The organism is Roseburia sp. 499, assembly GCF_001940225.2.
Classification (GTDB): domain Bacteria; phylum Bacillota; class Clostridia; order Lachnospirales; family Lachnospiraceae; genus Petralouisia.
Genome location: NZ_CP135164.1, coordinates 1,948,211 through 1,968,494, shown reverse-complemented (window position 1 = coordinate 1,968,494; position 20,284 = coordinate 1,948,211). Strand labels below are relative to the sequence as shown.

Here is a 20,284-nt window from a genome sequence, read left to right as displayed (position 1 = left end):
GATGAGTACAAAAGGAAAGACAGAAAGCAGAACACAAAAAAAGTGGATTGCTCGTCTGGTACTTTTGGTGCTGGCTGCAGCCGCCTTCGGGTGGCTGCTCTTTTTTGCAAATAAAGATAAGCCATGTTATACCACCACAGAAAGTACCGGAATAGAATATGAAGTAGCACGTGTGACGGCTGTGATAGAAGATAATACCACGGTAGATGAAACAACAGAAAATGTTTTGCGCGGAGAAATGGAATTGGAGGTAGAAGTGCTGACAGGGCGGTATGCCGGAGAAAAAGTAAAGGTTACAAATTATTTTAGTGCGTTGTATAATGTAAATGTAGAGGCTGGGGATAAAGTTTCAGTGCGAATTGATACTGTGGGTGAGAACCAGTATCAGGTGTCAATTTATAATTACTACCGTGTACCAAAGATTTTAGGAGTAGTGGGGGTTTTTGTGCTACTTTTAATTTTAATTGGTGGAAAAAAAGGAGCAAAATCTGCCTTGGGCTTGATTTTTACCATGGTATGTATTATCTTTATTTTATTACCGTTATCTCTAAAAGGATTTTCTGCACTGGCAGTTACTCTTGGAATTATATTGATATGTAATTTTATTACATTTTTTCTGGTGGATGGGATTAGTACTAAGACAGTGGTAGCTTCTGTGGGAAGTATGGCAGGAGTATTGTGTGGAACATTGTTTGCGGCAATTGCGGCAGTAGTGATGGATGTGACTACCTTTCAGATGGATGAGGCAGAGAGTCTTTTGCTCATATCCTCCGGAACTGCGTTGAAAATACAGGATTTATTTATATGTGGGATATTGATTGCATGTATGGGAGCTGTAATGGATGTGTCGATGAGCATAACATCTTCCATAGCGGAACTTCATGAAGTAAATCCGGAGCTGGGAAAAACGCAGTTATTCCGGTCTGGAATGAATATTGGGCGAGATGCAATGGGAACCATGTCCAATACATTGATTTTGGCATTTGCAGGAGAATCTTTGAATATGATGCTGATGATTTATTCATATGGTGTGACTTTTCAGCAACTTATGAATACGGATTTTGTTGCGATAGAAGTGATTCGAAGTATTGCCGGAAGTATTGGTATTGTGTGTACGGTTCCATTAGTAGCCATAATTGCAGCAGAGGTATACGGGAAAAAATCGAAAAGGATGGAAAGAAAATGAAGATTTCGACAAAAGGCAGATATGCGTTACGCTTAATGTTGGAGCTTGCGCTAGAGGAGGAACAGGTTGTAAAGTTAAAGGATGTGGCGGAACGCCAGGGAATTTCCGTGAAATATTTAGAGCAAATTATATCAGTCCTACAGAAATGTGGATATGTGAAGAGTATGCGAGGACCGGGTGGTGGATATAAGCTGAGTAAGAGACCGGAAGAATATACAGTAGGTATGATTTTGCGACAAATAGAAGGAAGTCTTGCGCCGGTAGCATGCCTGGAGGAAGAGGTCAATTCCTGTGAAAGAAGCAGTTCTTGCGTAACACTTCGATTGTGGCAGATGATATATGATGCCATTAATGGAGTGGTGGACAAGGTAACTTTGGCTGATTTGGTAGAGTGGGAAAGAGAAATTCAAGGTAATATGGATTATGTGATATAGTTATTGAGATACATTGTGGAGGTGGAGAAGATGCAGGGGTCTGCATTTTATAATATTATTATAAACATTAGTTTATTAGTAACAGTGGCGACACTATTGGTGAGTACACCTTTTCTGCAGAAAATTTTATTACATCCCGGAGCATTAAGAATCCGGGAGCAAATTGCCCTGGGAGCTGTTTTCGGGGCATTTTGTATTATGTCTAATCTTATGGGGATACAAGTGGATGGGGCACTATTGAATGCACGGGTTATTGGAGCCTTAGCAGCAGGATTGTTAGGAGGTCCGATATCGGGGATTTTGGCGGCAACGATAGGAGTCTGTCACCGGTATTTGATAGATCCACATGGATTAACGACCTTTGCCTGTTGTTTGTCTACTATGATTCAAGGAGTTGGTGGAGCTTTCATCTGGAAGGAATATTACCAGAAAACGCATCGATATAGCGGAACCTTTTTATTTGCTGTTACGGCAGGATTTGAAAGTGTACATATGCTGCTGACATTATTTTTTTCGGGTCCAATAGAAGAGATGGTAGAAATTGTAAGAGTTATTGCACTTCCTATGATTACGTTAAATGCAGCAGGCATGGTAATATTGTTTCAGGTAATTACCAGTGTATATAAGATGCAGGATAAAAATATTGCCCAGAAGCTGTTTCTTACCTTTCGTATTGCAGAGCGTTCTCTTCCCTATCTTAGAAAAATAGAAAAAGAACCGGAAAATTTTCAGAAAATCGTGGATATTCTCATGGAGGAAAATGGAGAATGTATTGGAGCAGCTGTGCTGAATTTGAAACAATATTTTGGAAAGAGTAGCATATTTCGTCATATTACATGGGAAGAGGAACATCCTCCTGTAATTGTAAAAAAGATATTAGAACAGGATAGTGTATTAAGTTGGGAATATGCAGGCTATAAAGACCCTTTCGAACCTCTGTTTCACAGGAATGTTGTAGTAGGAGCACCCTTGAAATTAGGCGGGAAATCCATTGCCAGTTTGGTTATGGTGGTAAGAAAACGAGATTTTTCTTCGGAGGCAGATAGTAGTTTTGTGGAAGGTTTGGCAACTTTATGTTCTACACAGATGAGTTTGGCGCAACTTGAGGAACAGAAGAAATTACGTCGAAAAGCAGAACTTCAGGCATTACAGTCACAAATTAATCCTCATTTTTTATTTAATTCATTAAATACCATCTCCTATTTTTGCAGAGAAAAGCCGGAGCGGGCAAGAGAATTGATTCTGGCTCTTAGTACTTATTTTCGAAACTCTTTGAAGAATACTGATTATATGGTGACTTTGCAGGAGGAAATTCAACATACGGGAGCTTATTTAGAGCTTGAAAAAGCAAGGTTTGAAGAACGGCTTCAAGTAGAGTTCCAGATAGAACCGGAAGCAGAGGGCGTTATGGTGCCGAATTTAATTTTACAACCATTAGTGGAAAATGCAGTGAAGCATGGAGCAATGAAACAACGCCAGGGGATTGTAAAGATAGTGGCAGAACAGCAGAAAAATAAGATAGTAATTCGTGTGAGAGATAACGGAAATGGAATCCCAAAAGAAGTAATCAAAGGATTAAAAAAGAGGAAAAAGGTGTCAGAAGGAATTGGACTTTGGAATGTAAATGAGCGATTGTGCAGCATTTATCCAGAGGAACAAGGGGTGCGAATAGAGACGGGAGAATGGGGAAGCGAAGTAAGTATGGAGATACCCTTATAGTCATGAAAGGAAGGGAAAGTACAAATGAAAATTGCTATAGTAGATGATGAGCGACCGGCAAGAAGCGAATTAAGATATTTATTAGAACAATGCAGACCGGATTGGAAAATTGTAGAAGCTGCAGATTGTGAAGAAATGATGCATATTATGGAAACAGAAGTGCTGGATGGGGGATTTGTAGACATTCAGTTAGGCGATATGAATGGAACTACCTTAGCTTCTATGTTACTTACGAAAAATCCCGAATTTGCGTTGGTATTTGCTACTGCATATCAGGAGTATGCAGTAAAAGCATTTGAATTAGGCGCATTGGATTATTTGTTAAAACCATATTCTATGGATCAGGTAGAACGGGCAGTAAAACGAATGGAAGAGCGTATGAGTGTTAAGAAAGAAAAGCCGGAAGAGGAATTTTCCAAACTCACCATAACAGAAGCTACCGGAGTAGAACTTGTAGATATTTCAGATATTATTTATATCAGTACAGAGGATAGAGGGTGTAAAGTTCATTTAAAGGATAGAAGTTTTTTTCAAAATCAATCGCTGAATTACTATGAGGAACGTTTGGAACGATATCATTTTTTTCGAATTTATAAGAGTTATCTTATTAATCTAGACTATATTGAGAAGTTTGTGCCTTCATATAATAATGGATATGGGGTCTGTCTTAAGTATGTAGAAAGAGAAGTTTTTCCAATAGGAAGAAATCAATGTAAAGAATTGCGAAAAATGTTTGAATTTTGACAGTTAATGCAGAAAAATTAGCAGTTTACGCAGAAGTAATTGAAATAATACAAAAAAGTATTATCATAAAAGTATAAAAAATAACTAAAAGTCATAAATAAATTATTAAAAATGCATAAAGACTTTTGGACAAAGGAGGTAATTTTATGGTATCTTTTTTTGTATCGTTAGCAATTCTTATTGTAGGTTACATTGTGTACGGCGCCATCGTAGAGAAGGTATTTAAACCGGATGAACGTCAGACTCCGTGTATGGAACATCCAGACGGAGTAGATTACGTACCAATGGGTTCGGGACGTGCATTTTTGATTCAGTTGCTGAACATTGCAGGATTAGGACCAATCTTTGGAGCCTTATCTGGAGCAATCTGGGGACCGAGCGTATATCTTTGGATTGTATTTGGTACGATTTTTGCAGGAGGTGTACATGATTTCTTAAGTGGTATGTTATCTGTAAGAAATGATGGAGCAAGCATTTCAGAAATTGTAGGAAAATATCTGGGACCGGTTATGAAAAATGTAATGCGTGTATTCTCTGTTGTACTGCTGGTTATGGTTGGAGTTGTATTTATGGTAGGACCAGCAGGTCTTTTGGCAAAACTGACACCAAATGTATTGGATATTAAGTTCTGGACGATTGTTGTATTACTTTACTATTTTCTGGCTACATTGCTTCCGATTGATAAAATTATTGGAAAGTTGTATCCAATCTTTGGTGCATGCTTGATTATCATGGCAGTAGGTATTGGAGGGGCAACTATTTTAAGGAGTGAAAGTCATCCGATGATGGAACTGACATTAGAAAATCTTCATCCGGATGGAAAACCAATTTGGCCACTGATGTTCATTACAGTAGCCTGTGGAGCAATTTCAGGATTCCATGCAACACAGTCACCGATGGTAGCAAGGTGTTTGAAGAGAGAAAAAGATGGAAGAAAGATATTTTATGGTGCTATGGTTGCGGAAGGTATCATTGCTTTGATTTGGGCGTCTGCAGGAATTGCATTTTATAATGGAACAGGTGGATTACTTGCGATGAATGGTGGTAATTCTGAAACAGTATACGATATGTCTATTGGTTTATTGGGAACTGTTGGTGGTGTACTTGCAATGATAGGAGTTATTGCATGTCCGATTACTTCTGGTGATACTGCTTTCCGTAGTGCACGTTTAACCATTGCAGATTGGTTTAAGATTGATCAGAAGGATATGAAAAAGAGATTGACCTTATCTATTCCATTGCTGGTTGTTGGATACTTAATTTCTTTGATTGATTACTCTGTTGTTTGGAGATACTTCTCTTGGTCAAATCAGACATTAGCAATGATTGCACTTTGGGCAGGCGCTGTATATCTGGCAGGTCATGTCAGTGCACCGGCAAGCCTTATGGCTGCACTTCCGGCAACCTTTATGTCGGCAGTAAGTATGACATATATCCTTTATGCAGATGAGGGATTTAAGTTAAGTACTAAGATTGCATATCCGGTAGGAATTATCTTTGCAGTTGTTTGTGCAGGTATCTTTGTTTGGAGAAGTTTTATACCGGCAATGCAAGGGAAAAAAGCAAAAGACTGAGAGTATAATTAAAAAAATGGAATAGTGAAAAGGAAGCTGCGAGAGTAGCTTCCTTTTTTGGAAGTACTTCTAAAGAATTGACTTGAATAGACCGATATATGTTTTAAAGTCAGAATAAAAGCATCAGGTCTGAAAGGGGCAGAGTTATGAAGGTTAATAATACAGTTGGAAATGAGAGCATAATCAATAATGGGTATCTCAAGAATCGTATGGAAGGTGGAGCCAAGGCCGGAGAAGCAGTCAAGGTGGAAAATGGTTCTATCAATGCATCGGGATTAAGTATATTTGAAGATGATATTGCGAATAAGAAGCAAAAAGCTATGCAGGATGCCATGAAGTTTATCAAGAACCAATTTGAGGCAGATGGTGAGATTGACGATACCTTTGAAGCGTGCCGTAGACGTTCTGCTGAGAGCAAGGAGAGTTTAAAAGAAGCGCAAAAGGAACTTTCAGCATTAGAAGAGGAAAAACAACAATTGCTGGCAGATTATGAAGAAGGTAGTGAGGAATATAAGGCAATTGAGAAGGAATATGATAATATGAAAGCCCCTTGGCAGGAACAGCAAAAGGCTGCGCAGGAGGATATTTCCATGCAGGCTGGGACTATTCGTGGTATGAAGTTAGAGGTTTTAAAACATCATGGTATCATTGATGCGGAGAAGGCAAAGGAGCTTACTCTAGAGGCTGCATCAAAAGAAGTTACCGGAATGCTCATCGAAGAGGCAAAAGATAAGATTGAGGAAGATATCAAGGATGCGGTAGAAAAGGGCGAAGAACAAAAGGAAAAGAAAGAAGAAATGGAAGCAAAGCTGGAGGAGATTCAGGCAGAGCAGAAGAAAAAAGCCCAGGAGGCAGAAGAAGATGCCGAAGAGAGCCACGTGAACAGTACAAGAAGAAGAGGTGGTTCTGTAGATGCAATATTGGATACTATGAATGAAAAGTATAAGGAAGTTATAGAAAATACAGAAAAAATTGCAGCAGAACAGAAGCTTTTAGTAGAAGAGCTAAAAGGGGTTAATGTAGATACGCTATTATAAGAAAAGAAAGAGAAAGGAAGTTCTATTGGTAAAACAGTAGAGCTTCTTTTTTGTTTCTTGATGATTAGAAATACGTCTAATATAAATGTTGACAAAAATCAAATAATATAATAGAATGACATCAATACATATATTAGATAAATATCTAAAGATAAAGGAGAAACAGATAACATGAGTGAGAAAAAAATTAGATATCGGGATTTGGTGACGCAAAAAGAATATTTAAAGATGATAGTGGCAAATCTGATTAATCGTTTTGGAGATTCTGTAGATGCATTGGCATTTACCTGGATGGTTTATGCCATTACCGGGAGTGCAGCTTGGTCTGCAATAATTTTCGGACTAAATCACATCCCGACGATTTTTATACAACCTTTTGCAGGTGCGTTAGTGGAAGGAATGAAAAAGAAAAGGCTGATGATTGTAACAGATATTATGCGAGGCATTATTGTAGCGGGATTAGCGGTACTCTATGGAATGGATAGGATAACGCCCACAGTACTTGTGGTGTTTACACTGGTTATTTCTACCGTAGAGGCGTTTCGAATTCCGGCGGGAATGGCATTTGTTCCTAAGATATTGGAAGAAAAGTATTTCGAAGTAGGAACCGGATTAGGGAATACCCTTTCTACCGTGATGGAATTGGTGGGAACAGGAGCAGCAGGAGGGATTATTGCAGTATTTGGTATTCGTACTGCGATTTTTATTGATGCAGTTACTTTTTTTCTATCTGCCTTAATTATTTCAGGAATTCGATATAAAGAACAGCGGTTGCAAAAGCAGAAGGTTGATGTGAACGGATATTTCCAATTACTCAAAGGAGGAATTTCGTATATTAAGAAAAAGAGAATTGTTATGAACTTCTGCATCATGGGATTTTTGTTAAATGCTCTTTTAACACCTTTGAATTCGCTTTTGACACCACTTGTCGTAGAGGTACTGAAACAGGATAGTGAATTTTTAAGTGTAATAGGAATAGCACTTTCCGTTGGAATGGGAATCGGTTCCTTTTGTTATCCATTTCTGACACAGAAAATAAAATCCAATGTAATGGTGTATCTTAGTGGAATTATGATAGGAGTCTTTTATTTGAGTTTTCCATTGGCAGGAAGATTTGCGGATTATATACAATTGGTATTGATTATCTGTATTCTTGGTGCAGCGGGATTGGGAATTTCTGCCAGCATATTAATGGCAGTTTTGAATGTACAGTTTATGAAACAGGTAGATCAGGAATATATGGCTCGCGCGGGCTCTGTCTTTAATGCAATTGGAACCGCAGCCATACCGGTGATATCAGTGCTTATTACACCATTGGTGGCAGTTTTGAATGTAAAAACAGTTCTCGTTGTATGTGGAGTGCTTTCTATGGTATTATTTATCTGTATGGGAATAGGAAAAGTAAAATTTGCAGAGGAATAATCTGCCGGAGGTAAAAATGAGAGTAAAAATACAACGTGAACCGGATGCGGTGTCAGAGGCAATACAGTTGCTGATATGGCTTGCAGAAGGAAAGAATATAGAAAAAATGAAAACAAGGCTAATGGAAATTAACCTTGCAGAAGAAACCTATGAACCGGTGGTTGCGGTAGTTGGAAAGATATTAAAAAAAGCGGAAAAAAAGTTTGCTGGAAAAATGGAACTGATAAAGGAATTTTTTTCAACTATGACTGTTCAGGATGAGCAAATACTGACTTTGGCAGAGGTTGCATTGTTAGCACCGGAAAGACGGTATGATAATGCGCTCGAGCAGATTGAAAAAGAAGTAGAAAATGCGTCAGAAAAAGTTATCAGCCATAGAATTTTGACAATGATGGAGATGGAAGAGACAGAGGATTCTTTTAGCACAGTGATAGATGTGTTGGAGGAAACAGGACTTTCCAAGGAACAAAAATGGCAGATTATGCAAGTAGCTGCCAAGCCCAAAGAACATTTTAAAAAGATAAAACCTTTACTGATAGAAGCGCAAGAACTGTTTTTTGAATATCAAAAAGAGTGGCAGCCATTAATTCAGGAAATCGCAGAGAATTGGGAAGAGTATCTTGAAGAATATGGACTTAAGAAGCTGTTTCAGGAATATATGAATGTAACCTTAGATGAGAATCCAAATGGAGTGATTTTGATTCCCGAAATTATGAGTTGCAATAAGTTATGGTACTTTTCAGATGTAAAAGAAAAGCAAAGGGACATTCTTCGCATAGGAGCACTGTTTTCTACCCTGGAAAATTTTAAAATACTTACGCATCCGACAGGAAGGGAACAAGATGAAAAGGAATATCTGATGCAGGTAATGAAATGCTTATCGGATAAAAGTAAGTTAGGAATTCTTTTGTTACTGAAGGAGAAAAGAATGTATGGTAGCGAGCTTGCGGAAGCATTAAACCTTACGACAGCTACCATTTCTCATCATATGAATACTTTAATTCTGTTGAAACTGGTATTTATGGAAAAAGAAGAGAATAAAGCATATTATCAGCTGAACAGGGAAGGTATTCAGAGTATAATGGAAAAAATGCAGAAAATTTTATTGTAAGAGGATATCTTTATCATATATTATTGGAGAGAGCAAAACGTGAAAGATAAAGGGAAGAGACTGCTTGCGGTTGTGCTATCAATGCTCTTACTGTCAGGCTGCATAGGGCAGAACCAACAGCAAAGTACAGAGAGAACAGAAGATTCTGCGTTCACAGAGTCGAAAGAGAATTTAGAAGTGCATTTTATTGATGTTGGTCAAGGAGATGCTACGCTGATTCGGCAGGGAGAACATGCCATGCTTATTGATGCAGGAGATAACAGCAAGGGAACGGCAGTACAGGCATATCTGCAAATGCAGAATATAGAAAAATTGGACTATGTCATCGGAACACATCCTGATTCAGATCACATTGGCGGTTTGGATGTTATTTTGTATAAATTTGAGTGGGACACAGTGATGATGCCGGATGTGGATAAGGATACCAGAACGTATGAAGATGTAATAAAAGTAATTCAGGATAAGAACAGGCAGGTTACAGTACCAAAGGCAGGGGAGACCTATTCGCTTGGTATGGCAGAATTTACTATAGTCTGCCCGCAGAAAAATGATTATGGAGATAATAGCAATAATTATTCTATTGGACTTCGGTTAGAGTTCGGAGAGAATCACTTTCTTTTTACGGGAGATGCAGAAGAGGAAGCGGAACAGGATATGCTGGCAAGTGGAATGGATTTATCGGCAGATGTGTTTAAAGCAGCTCATCATGGAAGTGATACTGCGAATACAGAGGATTTTTTGGAAACGGTAGATCCAGATGCAGTAGTAATTAGCTGTGGTGTGGAAAATAGCTATGGACATCCGCGGGCGGCAGTTATGAATCAGTTACGGCAGATGGGAGTAGAGGTTTATCGGACAGATGAGCAGGGAACTATTGTAGTATATTCGGATGGCGAAAATATTATCTGGAATTGCAGTGCAAGTGAAAGTTGGAAGGCAGGGGAACCTACTGTTAGCGATGCAGGGCAAGAAACGTCACAGCTACAGGAAGAACTACAAAAAGAACCAGGACAGGAGGTCGATAATGCGGCTTATGTCCTAAATACTAATACAGGGAAGTTTCACAAGCCCTCTTGTAGCAGCGTAGAACAGATATCAGAGAAAAATCGGGAATATACTAATAAGAGTAGGGAAGAAATGATAGAAGCGGGGTATGAGCCTTGTAAGAGGTGTAATCCGTAAGATATGTTATTAGAAATAGACTATTACAAAATTTTTTGTCAATAGTCTATTTTTGTAGAAAAATACAAAAGAAATAGTGAAAAATCACGAAAAACAGGAAAAATGACCAAAAAAGATTGAAAAAGAAGGATAAAGAGAGTATGCTGTAGACAGGAATAATAAAAAGAACGGAGGGCGGAGCAATGTTTGCAAATTTAAAGGTACGTACAAAACTAATTTTATTGGTGGTTATTGCAATTGTGTCCATGATTATTATGGAAATTGTCAATATGTCCAGGATGGAAGAATCTTACAAACAGTCCGTGGAGTCTATGAGAGAGGAACTCTACAGCGATTATGACGAACAGATTCAGGGACAGGTGGAGAATGTCATAACGTTGTTGGAGGGGGTTTATGCAAAACAGCAGAGCGGAGAATATACAGAAGAGGAAGCTAGGAAGCTGGCCGCTGATATCGTACGAGATCTTCGTTACGGTACGAGCGGATATTTTTGGATTGATACTTATGAAGGAGATAATGTAGTTCTTCTGGGAGGCGATTCAGAAGGAACTAATCGTATGGATACTGTAGACGTGAATGGTTATCAGATGGTGAAAGATATCATTAAGAATGGTCAAAAAGAGGGGGGCGGATTTACGGATTATTACTTTACAAAGGAAGGTAGTACAGAAGTTTATCCGAAACGTGCCTATAGTAAATCATTTGAACCGTATCAGTGGGTGATTGGTACCGGTAATTATATAGATGAGTTGGAAGAGATAGTAGCAGAGAATAATGCAGCTCAGGAGGCAATGTTCCAGCAAACGAAAGTGATAGTAATTATAGCGGTAGTTGTTATTATGGTTGCGCTGATGTTACTGGCACTTACAATTGTAAGGGATATTTCTGGTTCCTTAAGAATATCCATGAAGTTTATGAATCATATGGCAGAGGGAGATTACACACATAGTTTTCCTGAAAAATATAAAAATCGTAAAGATGATTTTGGCGAACTTGCAAAATGTATTACGGATATGCGAGATGCTACAGTAGTATTGATTAGCAAGGTAAAAGAGGAATCTGAGACTATTAATCAGGTAGTAGGTGTGGTAAATGAGCGGGTAATTGAGTTAAATGGTGGTATTGAAGGCGTATCTGCTACCACTGAAGAGTTATCGGCAGGTATGGAAGAAACTGCAGCCACAACAACAGTAGTAAATGAATCTTCTGAGGAAATGCATGCGGCAGTACAAAATATTGCACAGCGTTCTCAGGATGGAGCAGAAAAGGCAGCAGAAATTAATAATCGGGCAGAGGAAACAAAACAGAAGGTTATAGATGCAAAGGAAAAGACTTCAATACTTAGAAAAGAAATACAGCAGGAATTGGAGAACTCTTTAGAAAATGTAAAAGTAGTAGAGCAGATATACGAATTGGCAGATGCAATTATGGAGATTACCTCACAGACAAATCTGTTGGCATTAAATGCTTCTATTGAAGCGGCAAGAGCAGGAGAAGCAGGAAAAGGATTTGCTGTAGTGGCAGGAGAAATTGGAAATCTTGCAGACCAGTCCAGAGAAACTGTAATGAAGATTCAAAACGTTACTCAGGGTGTAACGGAAGCGGTAGGAAATCTGTCAGATAATGCAAAGAAGTTATTGGATTTCGTAGTAACTGATGTGGCAGCGGATTATGAAGAGTTTCTTGAAATCGGAGAACAGTACAGTCAGGATGCGATTTATATTGAAAGTTTGGTAAGTGATTTCAGTGCTACCGCACAGCAGTTATTTGCCAATATGGAGGGTATCCGTACTTCTATGCAGGATATTTCAAAAGCAGCGGATGAGGGAGCTTTAGGAACTACAGATATTGCACAGAAGGCATCTGATATTGCACAGGAATCAGAAGCAGTATTACAGCAGGTAACAAAAACACGAAAGAGTGCAGAACTTCTTAAAAACGAAATTGAAAAGTTCAATATTTAAATTGCCAATATTTCGAAAAACAAAAAGGATTGCTGGGTTACAGCAATCCTTTTTTAGTTCTAATCTAAAGGTGTATCTTCTACTTCGCCGGAAATATTATTTTCTAAAGTTTCATCGGCAGATTCTGCATCGTTTAAGATATCAGAATCTTCTATGGTATTTTCTGTGGTATCGGATTCTACAATCTCTGGCTTATCAAAGCTTATTTCATTGGAGCTTCGGAATATTGTATCCGAGGAGCCCATCTGATTTACCATAATACTGTTTGTTCCCTCATCAAGGGAGTTGAGAGAAATCTTTAAGTGGGTTCCATCAAGATAAGTGGTGGAAACCTTTTCTCCATTTACAAATACTTTACTCCAACGAGTGAAGTTCTGTCCGGTCAAATATAAAACGTTATTGTCTACAGAAAGATTCTCAATGACGACATCCTGTACACCCATGATTAAGTCAGAGGCAGGATAGAGGTCTTTTTGACCATAAGTATAGCGATCACCATAAAGAATATCATATTGTAATAATTCCATATCGCTTGAGTAAGTGTCAATATCTTGGAAGTTATTGTTCTGATGGAGACGGAACATAGTACCTTCGTGGATGCCGAGCTGGTTTGTTACAGCTGCAAGCAACTGATAAGAAGTAAGGTCACGGTCAACCTTTTCCAGACCAAAATTGTTCCAAGTAACATATCTTGTCTTGAAGATACTTCCACTCTTCATATCACTTTCTTCCAGTCCCATAGTAGGGAGGTGGTCACCAAAGAAAACAACAATTGTTTTTTCATCACGCTGAGATAACATATTGGTTAAGTTTGCAATAAACTTATCTACTTCGTGAATTTCGTTTACATAATATTCCCATTCGTTATTAGCCTCTTCTGTTTCAGCACCGGTTACAGTGATTTCAGGATTTTCAATCACTTTTTCGGTTGGATATGCTCCATGTCCCTGTACGGTAATGGTATATACAAAGTCCTGCTGTGGAGTAGAGTCCAGAGCTTTTGCTACTTCGCTTACCAGAATATCATCGGTTGGCCATGTGCCAAGTGGTGTATATTCTGTAATATTCATCATTTCCTTACTTGTAAAGTTATCAAATCCCATTTGAGAAAAGGCATTTGCACGGCTGTAGAAATTTCCACCGTTATTGTGGACAACTTCTGTACCATAACCAAGGTTTTTAAGATCACTGGCAATACTTTCACAAGAATTTGTCTTTAAGATGGTTTTGTATGGATATTCACCAAGTCCAAAGTATTGCATTCCCATACCGGTTAAAATTTCAAATTCTGTATTGGCAGTACCTGCACCTACTACCGGAACGGTAAGGTAACCGGAAGAGTAGTTAGCAGCCAGATTCTCAAAGTTAGGAACCGGATTCTCAGAACATTCCAAGAAGTTGATTTCATTTGGGTCAACAAAAGATTCCAGCAATACACAAATAATGTTCGGCTTTTCCACGGAAGCATCTGTTTCCTGTGTTATTACTTTATCCAGAGCAGCCTGAACGGTTTTATTAGAATAATCATCAGGAGCACTCATACCGCGGTCAACAACACTGGCGGAAAAGCTGTATACGAATCCGTAATCTTTGTAACCTTGTGCAATATTCTCAAAGTAGCTTGCTAAAATGTTGTTGCTAACAGCAGCTTGAGTTACCATTGGAATAAGCAAAGCAAAGGCGCCAACAGACACAATGCTTAAGACACGATGTTGTTTTCCGGTGTATTTCGGTCCCTTTTTCCAAAAAACAATCAAGGATAAAATAACAGCTATAACTAAAGTGATAACAATAAACGCTTCGGTATTGGTAAAGTAGTTACTTTTCATGGTAAACAAATCATTTACCAGTTTCAAATCAGTATAGCTAAAAGGTGTAACACGCTTTAAAAGTACACATCCGTTAATGGTTCCAAGGAACAGCCAGATGACACTAATCAATGTACGCATCAAGGCTCTTCTGCGGAAGAAATATACCAAATGCAGTGAAGTGAAAACAATCAGAGAGTTGTATAGGAATACAAGACTCCGGTCAAACATGAATGAAAATGCATCTGCAAAAGAATGTCTGGAAATCACTTCAATGAAAAAGCATACAAGGCATGCTAACAGGTAATGAAAAATCAAGGAATAGCGATTTAGTATGTATAGCAGCCGTTCTTTTTGCTGTGGCTTCAGGAGATGTTTTTTCCCCCTTGCAGCCCGTTTCTCCTTCCATGACTTGTAATTTAAATAAAAATTGTGTAAAGTTTCTTTTATACTCTTGTACATATTCTCCTCATCCTCTATTATTATATGTGGTTAAAATAATAAATAATCTCGTTTACCATAGCAAAGATTAGCTCAAAATGGGGGAAAAGTCAACTAGAATGGGGGAAAATTTACGTTTATTATAATAAAAATTAAGAAAGTCTTTAAAAATTGGTGAAAATTATAAGTAAAGGGCATGTAAAGAAATGGAAAAATACAAGATATTGAGCAAAAAGGAGCTAAATAACTATATAAGGGAAATTGAAAAGACAGGAAGTATTCTTGGTTTAGACAGTATCCGTGAATTGATGAAAGAGTTGTCAAATGTGCAGAATGAACTGTCTGTCATTCATGTGGCAGGAACGAATGGAAAGGGTTCCGTATGCGCTATGTTAGAGTCTATTCTCATGGAGGCTGGGTATCGGGTCGGAAAGTATACTTCACCGGCAGTATTTGAGAATACAGAGCGGTATCGGGTCAATGGAAGAAATATTGGTGAGAGAGACTATATAGAGGTAATCAGTCAAGTGAAAGCAGCTTGTGACCGAATGGTGGAACGAGGTTTGAATCAGCCTACAGTATTTGAAGTGGAGACAGCAGCAGCATTTTTGCATTTTTACCGGGAAAACTGTGAAATTGTCATTTTGGAAACTGGAATGGGAGGAGCAACAGATGCGACTAATATAATAAGGAAGTCTTTGGTCAGTGTATTGACTTCCATTAGTCGGGATCATATGGGATTTTTGGGAGATACCTTAGAAGAAATCGCAGCAGTTAAGGCAGGAATTGTGAAGGAAAATGGAAGAGTTGTTGCCCTATGTCCGGAAGAAGGAGTACGTCGTGTCATAGATGAAACTTGTAAGAGAAAAAAAGCATCTGTAGTTTATACAAAGTCAGAGCAGGTTGATAATGTACATATTGCAGAGAATAAGCTGTGTTTCTTTCATGATGAATTAGGAGAGATAAAATTGAAAATGATAGGAAACTATCAGGTTCAGAACGCGCTGTGTGCCATAGAAACAGTGAAACAATTGGTGAAACAGGGGTATGCTATTTCTGCGGAACAGTTAAAAAAAGGACTAGAACAGGCAGAGTGGGAAGGGCGTTTTTCTGTTCTTTCGGAGAAACCTTTTTTTGTGATAGATGGGGCCCATAATGAGGATGCGGCAAAAAAATTACGGGAAACTTTGGAAATGGGTTTTACAAAATGCAAAATTATATATATAATAGGGGTACTTGCAGATAAAGAGCATGAAAAAATGTTAAGACTCATGCTTCCGCTTGCAGAAAAGGTATTTACGGTTACGCCACATAATCCAAGGGCGCTGAATGGAAAGCTGTTAGCAGAAGAAGCCGGTAAATATCATAAGGACGTTACTTTTGTTTCGGAGATAAAAGAGGCAGTAAGCCTGGCAATGGAAGCAGCAGATAAAGAACAGGGAATGGTACTTTCTTTTGGATCGTTGTCTTACCTTGGCGAAGTAAAAAATGCTCTTAAGGAGATAAAAATACATGGTAGATAAGAAAAAAATAGAAGCAGGTGTAAAACTTTTGCTAGAAGGAATGGGAGAAGACATAAATCGAGAAGGTCTGGTGGAGACGCCCCAGCGGATTGCCCGAATGTATGAAGAAATTTTTGGCGGATTGGAACAGACTCCGGAAGAACATCTTTCAAAAACTTTTTCTGTAAAGGACAACAATATGGTGTTGGAAAAGGATATTGTATTCTATTCCACATGTGAACATCATTTACTGCCCTTTTATGGTAAGGCACATGTAGCATACATACCAAATGGCAAAGTGGTTGGGTTAAGTAAATTGGCAAGGACCGTAGAGGTATACGCAAAGCGCCCGCAATTGCAGGAGCAGTTAACAGCCCAGATTGCAGATGCCCTGATGGAATATTTAGGACCGCAGGGGGCTATGGTTGTGATTGAGGCAGAGCATATGTGTATGACCATGCGGGGAATCAAAAAGCCCGGCGCACAGACTGTAACCTGTGTGACAAGAGGAGTATTTGCAGAAGATGAGAAACTGCAAAATACTTTCTGGCATATGTTAGGACGATAAAATAAATGGAAAGACAGAATGAAATGGAGTATGTGAGAAGGCTGATTCAGGAAACGGATTATCTGGAACAGATGAAACAGTTAGAAGAGCTGGAAAAAGAGAGAAAATTTTGCCGGCATGGTCTGAATCATGTGTTGGATGTGGCAAGAATCGCGTGGATACAGGTGCTGGAAGAACAGCTTTCATTAGAAAAAGAAATGGTTTATCTAACGGCGTTACTGCATGATTTGGGAAGAATCGCAGAGTATCAGAAAGGGATTCCGCATCATGAGGCAGGGGTAACTATGGCGAGAATGTATTTAGAGCAGATTGGGTATCCGAAAGAAAAATGTGCACTTATTTATGAAACCATAGAAGAACATCGAAATAAGAATAAATTAAATGAAGATTTTATAAATACAATTAGGAAGGCAGATAACAGCTCACGAAATTGCTTTTTTTGCGAAGTGACGAAAGAATGTAAGTGGAGTGAGGAACGGAAGAACGATACAATTGTAGATTAAGCATGGATATAGAGGAGACAGAAAATGAAGATTGGAAACAGGAACTTTGAGACAGACAAACACACTTATATTATGGGAATATTAAACGTAACTCCAGACTCCTTTTCTGATGGAGGAAAGTTCAATCATTTAGATGCGGCTTTGGCGCATACAGAGCAGATGATGGAAGAAGGAGCTGATATTATTGATATTGGTGGAGAGTCTACCAGACCGGGGCATGTGCAGATAACGGAAGAGGAAGAAATTGAGCGTACTGCACCGATAATAGAAATAATTAAATCTGAATTTGATATACCTATATCCATTGATACATATAAGGCTAAGGTGGCGCAGGCAGCAGTAGATGCAGGAGCTGATTTGGTGAACGATATCTGGGGACTTAAGTATGATGAAAAAATAGCAGATGTTATTGCAAAGTCTGGTGTAGCATGTTGTTTGATGCACAATCGTGATAACCATGATTATCAGAACTTTATAGAGGATATGAAGCAGGATTTGCGTGAGACGATTGCTTTAGCCAAAAAGGCAGGTATTGCAGATGAGAAGATTATGTTAGATCCCGGAGTGGGATTCGGAAAGACTTATGAACATAATCTGGAGACAATTTATAAGTTAGAAGAATTGGACGAATTGGGCTACCCGTTGTTGCTTGGAACATCCAGAAAGTCTGTAATAGGATTGACACTGGACCTTCCGGTAACAGAACGCGTAGAAGGAACTCTTGTAACAACAGTGTTAGCAGTAATGAAGAAATATTCTTTTGTAAGAGTACATGACGTAAAGGAAAACAAACGGGCAATTCAGATGGCAGAAGCAATCCGGGAGGGATGGAGATAGTGGAAAAGGAAGCATGGGACAAGATTCATATCAAGAATCTTGAGGTTTTCGGAAAACATGGTGTATTTCCGGAAGAAAACAAGCTTGGACAGAAATTTCTAGTGAATGCAGTGCTTTATACAAGTACCAGAGAAGCGGGAAGAACAGATGATTTGACGAAATCTATTCACTATGGTGAGGTATCTCATTTTATCACGAAATATATGATGGAACATACCTTTCAATTGATTGAGACTGTGGCGGAACAGCTTGCAAAGGCGTTACTATTGCAGTTTGAACATCTTAAGTGGATTGATTTGGAGATTCAAAAACCATGGGCGCCGATTGGACTTCCATTGGAATCCGTATCAGTGGAAATCAGCAGAGGATGGCATCAGGCTTTTATTGCAACCGGTTCTAATCTGGGAGACCGGGGAGAGTATATTAGCAAGGGCATAGAAGCGTTAAAAGCGTGCGAGGACTGTGTGGTGGAAAAGGAATCGGAACTGATTGTAACAGCACCTTATGGTGTCACGGATCAGCCGGATTTTTTGAATGGAATGCTTCAGGTAAGAACATTATTTCGTCCGTTAGAATTATTAAATAAGCTAAATGAAATAGAGGCAGAGGCTAAACGGGAACGTAACATTCACTGGGGACCACGAACATTGGATATGGATATTATTTTTTATGATGATTTGGTTTTGGATACTCCGAAGCTTACCATCCCACATGCTGATATGCAGAATCGTAAATTTGTTCTGGAACCTTTAGCAGAATTAGCACCATGGTATCGTCATCCGATTTTAGGAAAAACGGTGAAAAAACTGTTAGAAGAATTAGTTCAATAGAAAGAAATTAACAGAAAATACTAAAGTAAAATATAAAATTAACCGATAAAATAGATAAGAGGAACTAATAATACAGATTCCATCCAGGGAAGGAGGAATAGGTATGAGAGAATTCTATTTTATCGTAAGTCCTGTAGAGAAGCATCGTGAAAAAGAAATACGAGTGTTTCGTGTGGAAAAAGGAAGAATGCAGCAGGGGAATTATCAAGAAGCGGAAAAACAGGTAGAGCATTATGCGTCTACGCAGAAAAAGCAGACTTCGGTAATTTCAGAAGAATGTGTTTCGAAGGAAGCAGATAGAACTCATACCTATTCCTCATTGTTGACGCAGATGGAAATGATGAAGGGACGCAATGTTTCTATAGAAGAACGTCAAGAGCAGCTTGCATATCAAAAAAAAGCACAGGAAAGCAGGATGAGGAAACATCAGATGGCTATGGCGTATGGAAGAGAATAGGTAATTAGAAATGGAACATCAGAAATTTGCATATGAAAAAACAGAATATGGAATTCGGATTCTACGTTGCTATGGAAGAAATGGCTGTGTACGAATACCGGAACAGATAGAAGGACAGCCCGTAACAGAGCTTGCTGATTATGCTTTTGCAAGAGAGATAGACAGTGAGCCGGAAAATAACAGTGGGCTGTCCTGTATTTGTGGAGAAGATTTGCAGGAATTGCATTTGCCGGAAACGATAAAAAGGTTGGGCAGATATATTTTCTATAATTGTACCCAGTTTCAGAAATTGTTTTTTTATAGTAATATTGCATTTATGGGAGCTGGAGCGTTTACCGGTTGCGAAAGGCTTTCTTATTTGAGAATGCAAGAAGTACCGGAAGAAAAGTCATGCCTTCGGGAAATTCTTTCGGACTTAAAACAGGCAGTACAGGTAAAGGTATATCGGGGAGAAGTTTGTCAGTATGAATTGATTTATCCGGAATTCTTTGAAGAAGCAGAAGAGAATACACCTGCAAGGATTATCAATACGGTTACTCATGGAATGGGGATTCAGTATCGAAATGCTTTTCGTGATACGAAGGTGATTTTTCGAGAATATGATAAATTGTTTGAAAGTGGAAAATATAATGTTGATTTAATTAGTGGAATAGAGATTTCAATAGCAAGGCTTATGTATCCGATTGAATTGGAAGAAAAAGTAGAAAAGTGTTATCGGGAATTTTTGCTACAACATTTGGAACAGGCGGCAAGTGTGTTACTAGAAAAGGAAGAAAAGGAAAAAGTTCGCTGGATGGCAGAAGAATTTGCTGTTACAAAGGAACAGGTGGAAGTTTTTGTGAAGGCGGCAATGGACCAGGAACAGACGGAAGCAGTAAGTATGTTGATGGATATTCAACATGGCAGATTTCAAGAAAAAAAGAAGAAATTTTCCCTATAAAAAGTGTGTAGTAGAAGAGGTTACT

The 20,284-nt window shown here is 38.7% G+C and carries 18 protein-coding genes; 17 read left to right on the top strand and 1 reads right to left on the bottom strand.

Annotation, left to right across the window (positions count from 1 at the left end; translation table 11 throughout):
• Position 1: 1 nt before the first annotated feature.
• The 10 genes from BIV20_RS09730 to BIV20_RS09685 all read left to right on the top strand — a co-directional run bounded on the left by BIV20_RS09730 (position 2) and on the right by BIV20_RS09685 (position 12,373).
• The gene (locus tag BIV20_RS09730; protein WP_075720493.1) at positions 2-1,186 is read left to right on the top strand and encodes a YibE/F family protein; all 1,185 of its coding nucleotides are present in this window, start codon (positions 2-4) and stop codon (positions 1,184-1,186) included.
• Positions 1,183-1,620: an RrF2 family transcriptional regulator gene (locus BIV20_RS09725; RefSeq protein ID WP_075720491.1), complete on the top strand. Its 438-nt coding sequence runs from the start codon at positions 1,183-1,185 to the stop codon at positions 1,618-1,620. The genes BIV20_RS09730 and BIV20_RS09725 overlap by 4 nt, the downstream gene beginning before the upstream one ends.
• 30 nt (positions 1,621-1,650) lie before the next feature.
• Positions 1,651-3,339: a LytS/YhcK type 5TM receptor domain-containing protein gene (locus BIV20_RS09720; RefSeq protein ID WP_083655168.1), complete on the top strand. Its 1,689-nt coding sequence runs from the start codon at positions 1,651-1,653 to the stop codon at positions 3,337-3,339.
• A gap of 24 nt (positions 3,340-3,363) precedes the next feature.
• Positions 3,364-4,083, top strand: coding sequence for a LytR/AlgR family response regulator transcription factor (locus tag BIV20_RS09715; protein WP_075720489.1), 720 nt, complete (start codon positions 3,364-3,366; stop codon positions 4,081-4,083).
• Positions 4,084-4,229: 146 nt separating this feature from the next.
• On the top strand, positions 4,230-5,657 hold the full coding sequence (locus BIV20_RS09710; RefSeq protein WP_075720487.1) for a carbon starvation CstA family protein: 1,428 nt from the start codon (positions 4,230-4,232) through the stop codon (positions 5,655-5,657).
• 146 nt (positions 5,658-5,803) lie between these two features.
• Positions 5,804-6,694 carry a hypothetical protein gene (locus BIV20_RS09705; protein WP_075720485.1) on the top strand — a complete coding sequence of 297 codons (891 nt, stop codon included), beginning with the start codon at positions 5,804-5,806 and terminating at the stop codon, positions 6,692-6,694.
• A gap of 171 nt (positions 6,695-6,865) precedes the next feature.
• On the top strand, positions 6,866-8,116 hold the full coding sequence (locus BIV20_RS09700) for an MFS transporter (RefSeq protein WP_075720483.1): 1,251 nt from the start codon (positions 6,866-6,868) through the stop codon (positions 8,114-8,116).
• A gap of 16 nt (positions 8,117-8,132) precedes the next feature.
• Positions 8,133-9,227, top strand: coding sequence for an ArsR/SmtB family transcription factor (locus tag BIV20_RS09695; protein WP_075720481.1), 1,095 nt, complete (start codon positions 8,133-8,135; stop codon positions 9,225-9,227).
• 39 nt (positions 9,228-9,266) lie between these two features.
• The gene (locus BIV20_RS09690; protein WP_143524528.1) at positions 9,267-10,409 is read left to right on the top strand and encodes an MBL fold metallo-hydrolase; all 1,143 of its coding nucleotides are present in this window, start codon (positions 9,267-9,269) and stop codon (positions 10,407-10,409) included.
• Between the two features lie 182 nt (positions 10,410-10,591).
• Positions 10,592-12,373 carry a methyl-accepting chemotaxis protein gene (locus BIV20_RS09685; protein WP_075720479.1) on the top strand — a complete coding sequence of 594 codons (1,782 nt, stop codon included), beginning with the start codon at positions 10,592-10,594 and terminating at the stop codon, positions 12,371-12,373.
• 59 nt (positions 12,374-12,432) lie between these two features.
• Here BIV20_RS09685 and BIV20_RS09680 read toward each other — a convergent pair whose 3' ends face one another.
• On the bottom strand, positions 12,433-14,322 hold the full coding sequence (locus tag BIV20_RS09680; protein ID WP_242939814.1) for an LTA synthase family protein: 1,890 nt from the start codon (positions 14,320-14,322) through the stop codon (positions 12,433-12,435).
• Positions 14,323-14,828: 506 nt separating this feature from the next.
• Between BIV20_RS09680 and BIV20_RS09675 the strand changes: the two genes are divergently transcribed.
• The 7 genes from BIV20_RS09675 (at position 14,829) to BIV20_RS09645 (ending at position 20,259) form a co-directional block, all read left to right on the top strand.
• On the top strand, positions 14,829-16,145 hold the full coding sequence (locus tag BIV20_RS09675; protein WP_083655166.1) for a bifunctional folylpolyglutamate synthase/dihydrofolate synthase: 1,317 nt from the start codon (positions 14,829-14,831) through the stop codon (positions 16,143-16,145).
• Positions 16,135-16,692 (top strand): GTP cyclohydrolase I FolE, encoded by a 558-nt coding sequence (folE, locus tag BIV20_RS09670; protein WP_075720477.1) that lies wholly within the window; start codon positions 16,135-16,137, stop codon positions 16,690-16,692. Before BIV20_RS09675 ends, folE begins: the two co-directional genes overlap by 11 nt.
• Positions 16,693-16,697: 5 nt before the next feature.
• Complete coding sequence (locus BIV20_RS09665) at positions 16,698-17,195, top strand: HD domain-containing protein (RefSeq protein WP_083655165.1); 498 nt, start codon at positions 16,698-16,700, stop codon at positions 17,193-17,195.
• A 24-nt stretch (positions 17,196-17,219) separates the two neighbouring features.
• Positions 17,220-18,032, top strand: a complete 813-nt coding sequence (gene folP / locus BIV20_RS09660; protein WP_075720475.1) for a dihydropteroate synthase — start codon at positions 17,220-17,222, stop codon at positions 18,030-18,032.
• Positions 18,032-18,862, top strand: a complete 831-nt coding sequence (gene folK, locus BIV20_RS09655) for a 2-amino-4-hydroxy-6-hydroxymethyldihydropteridine diphosphokinase (RefSeq protein ID WP_242939813.1) — start codon at positions 18,032-18,034, stop codon at positions 18,860-18,862. Before folP ends, folK begins: the two co-directional genes overlap by 1 nt.
• Before the next feature lie 103 nt (positions 18,863-18,965).
• Positions 18,966-19,319, top strand: a complete 354-nt coding sequence (locus tag BIV20_RS09650; protein WP_075720471.1) for a hypothetical protein — start codon at positions 18,966-18,968, stop codon at positions 19,317-19,319.
• Positions 19,320-19,329: 10 nt separating this feature from the next.
• Positions 19,330-20,259 carry a leucine-rich repeat protein gene (locus tag BIV20_RS09645; protein ID WP_075720469.1) on the top strand — a complete coding sequence of 310 codons (930 nt, stop codon included), beginning with the start codon at positions 19,330-19,332 and terminating at the stop codon, positions 20,257-20,259.
• The last annotated feature ends 25 nt before the right edge of the window (positions 20,260-20,284 follow it).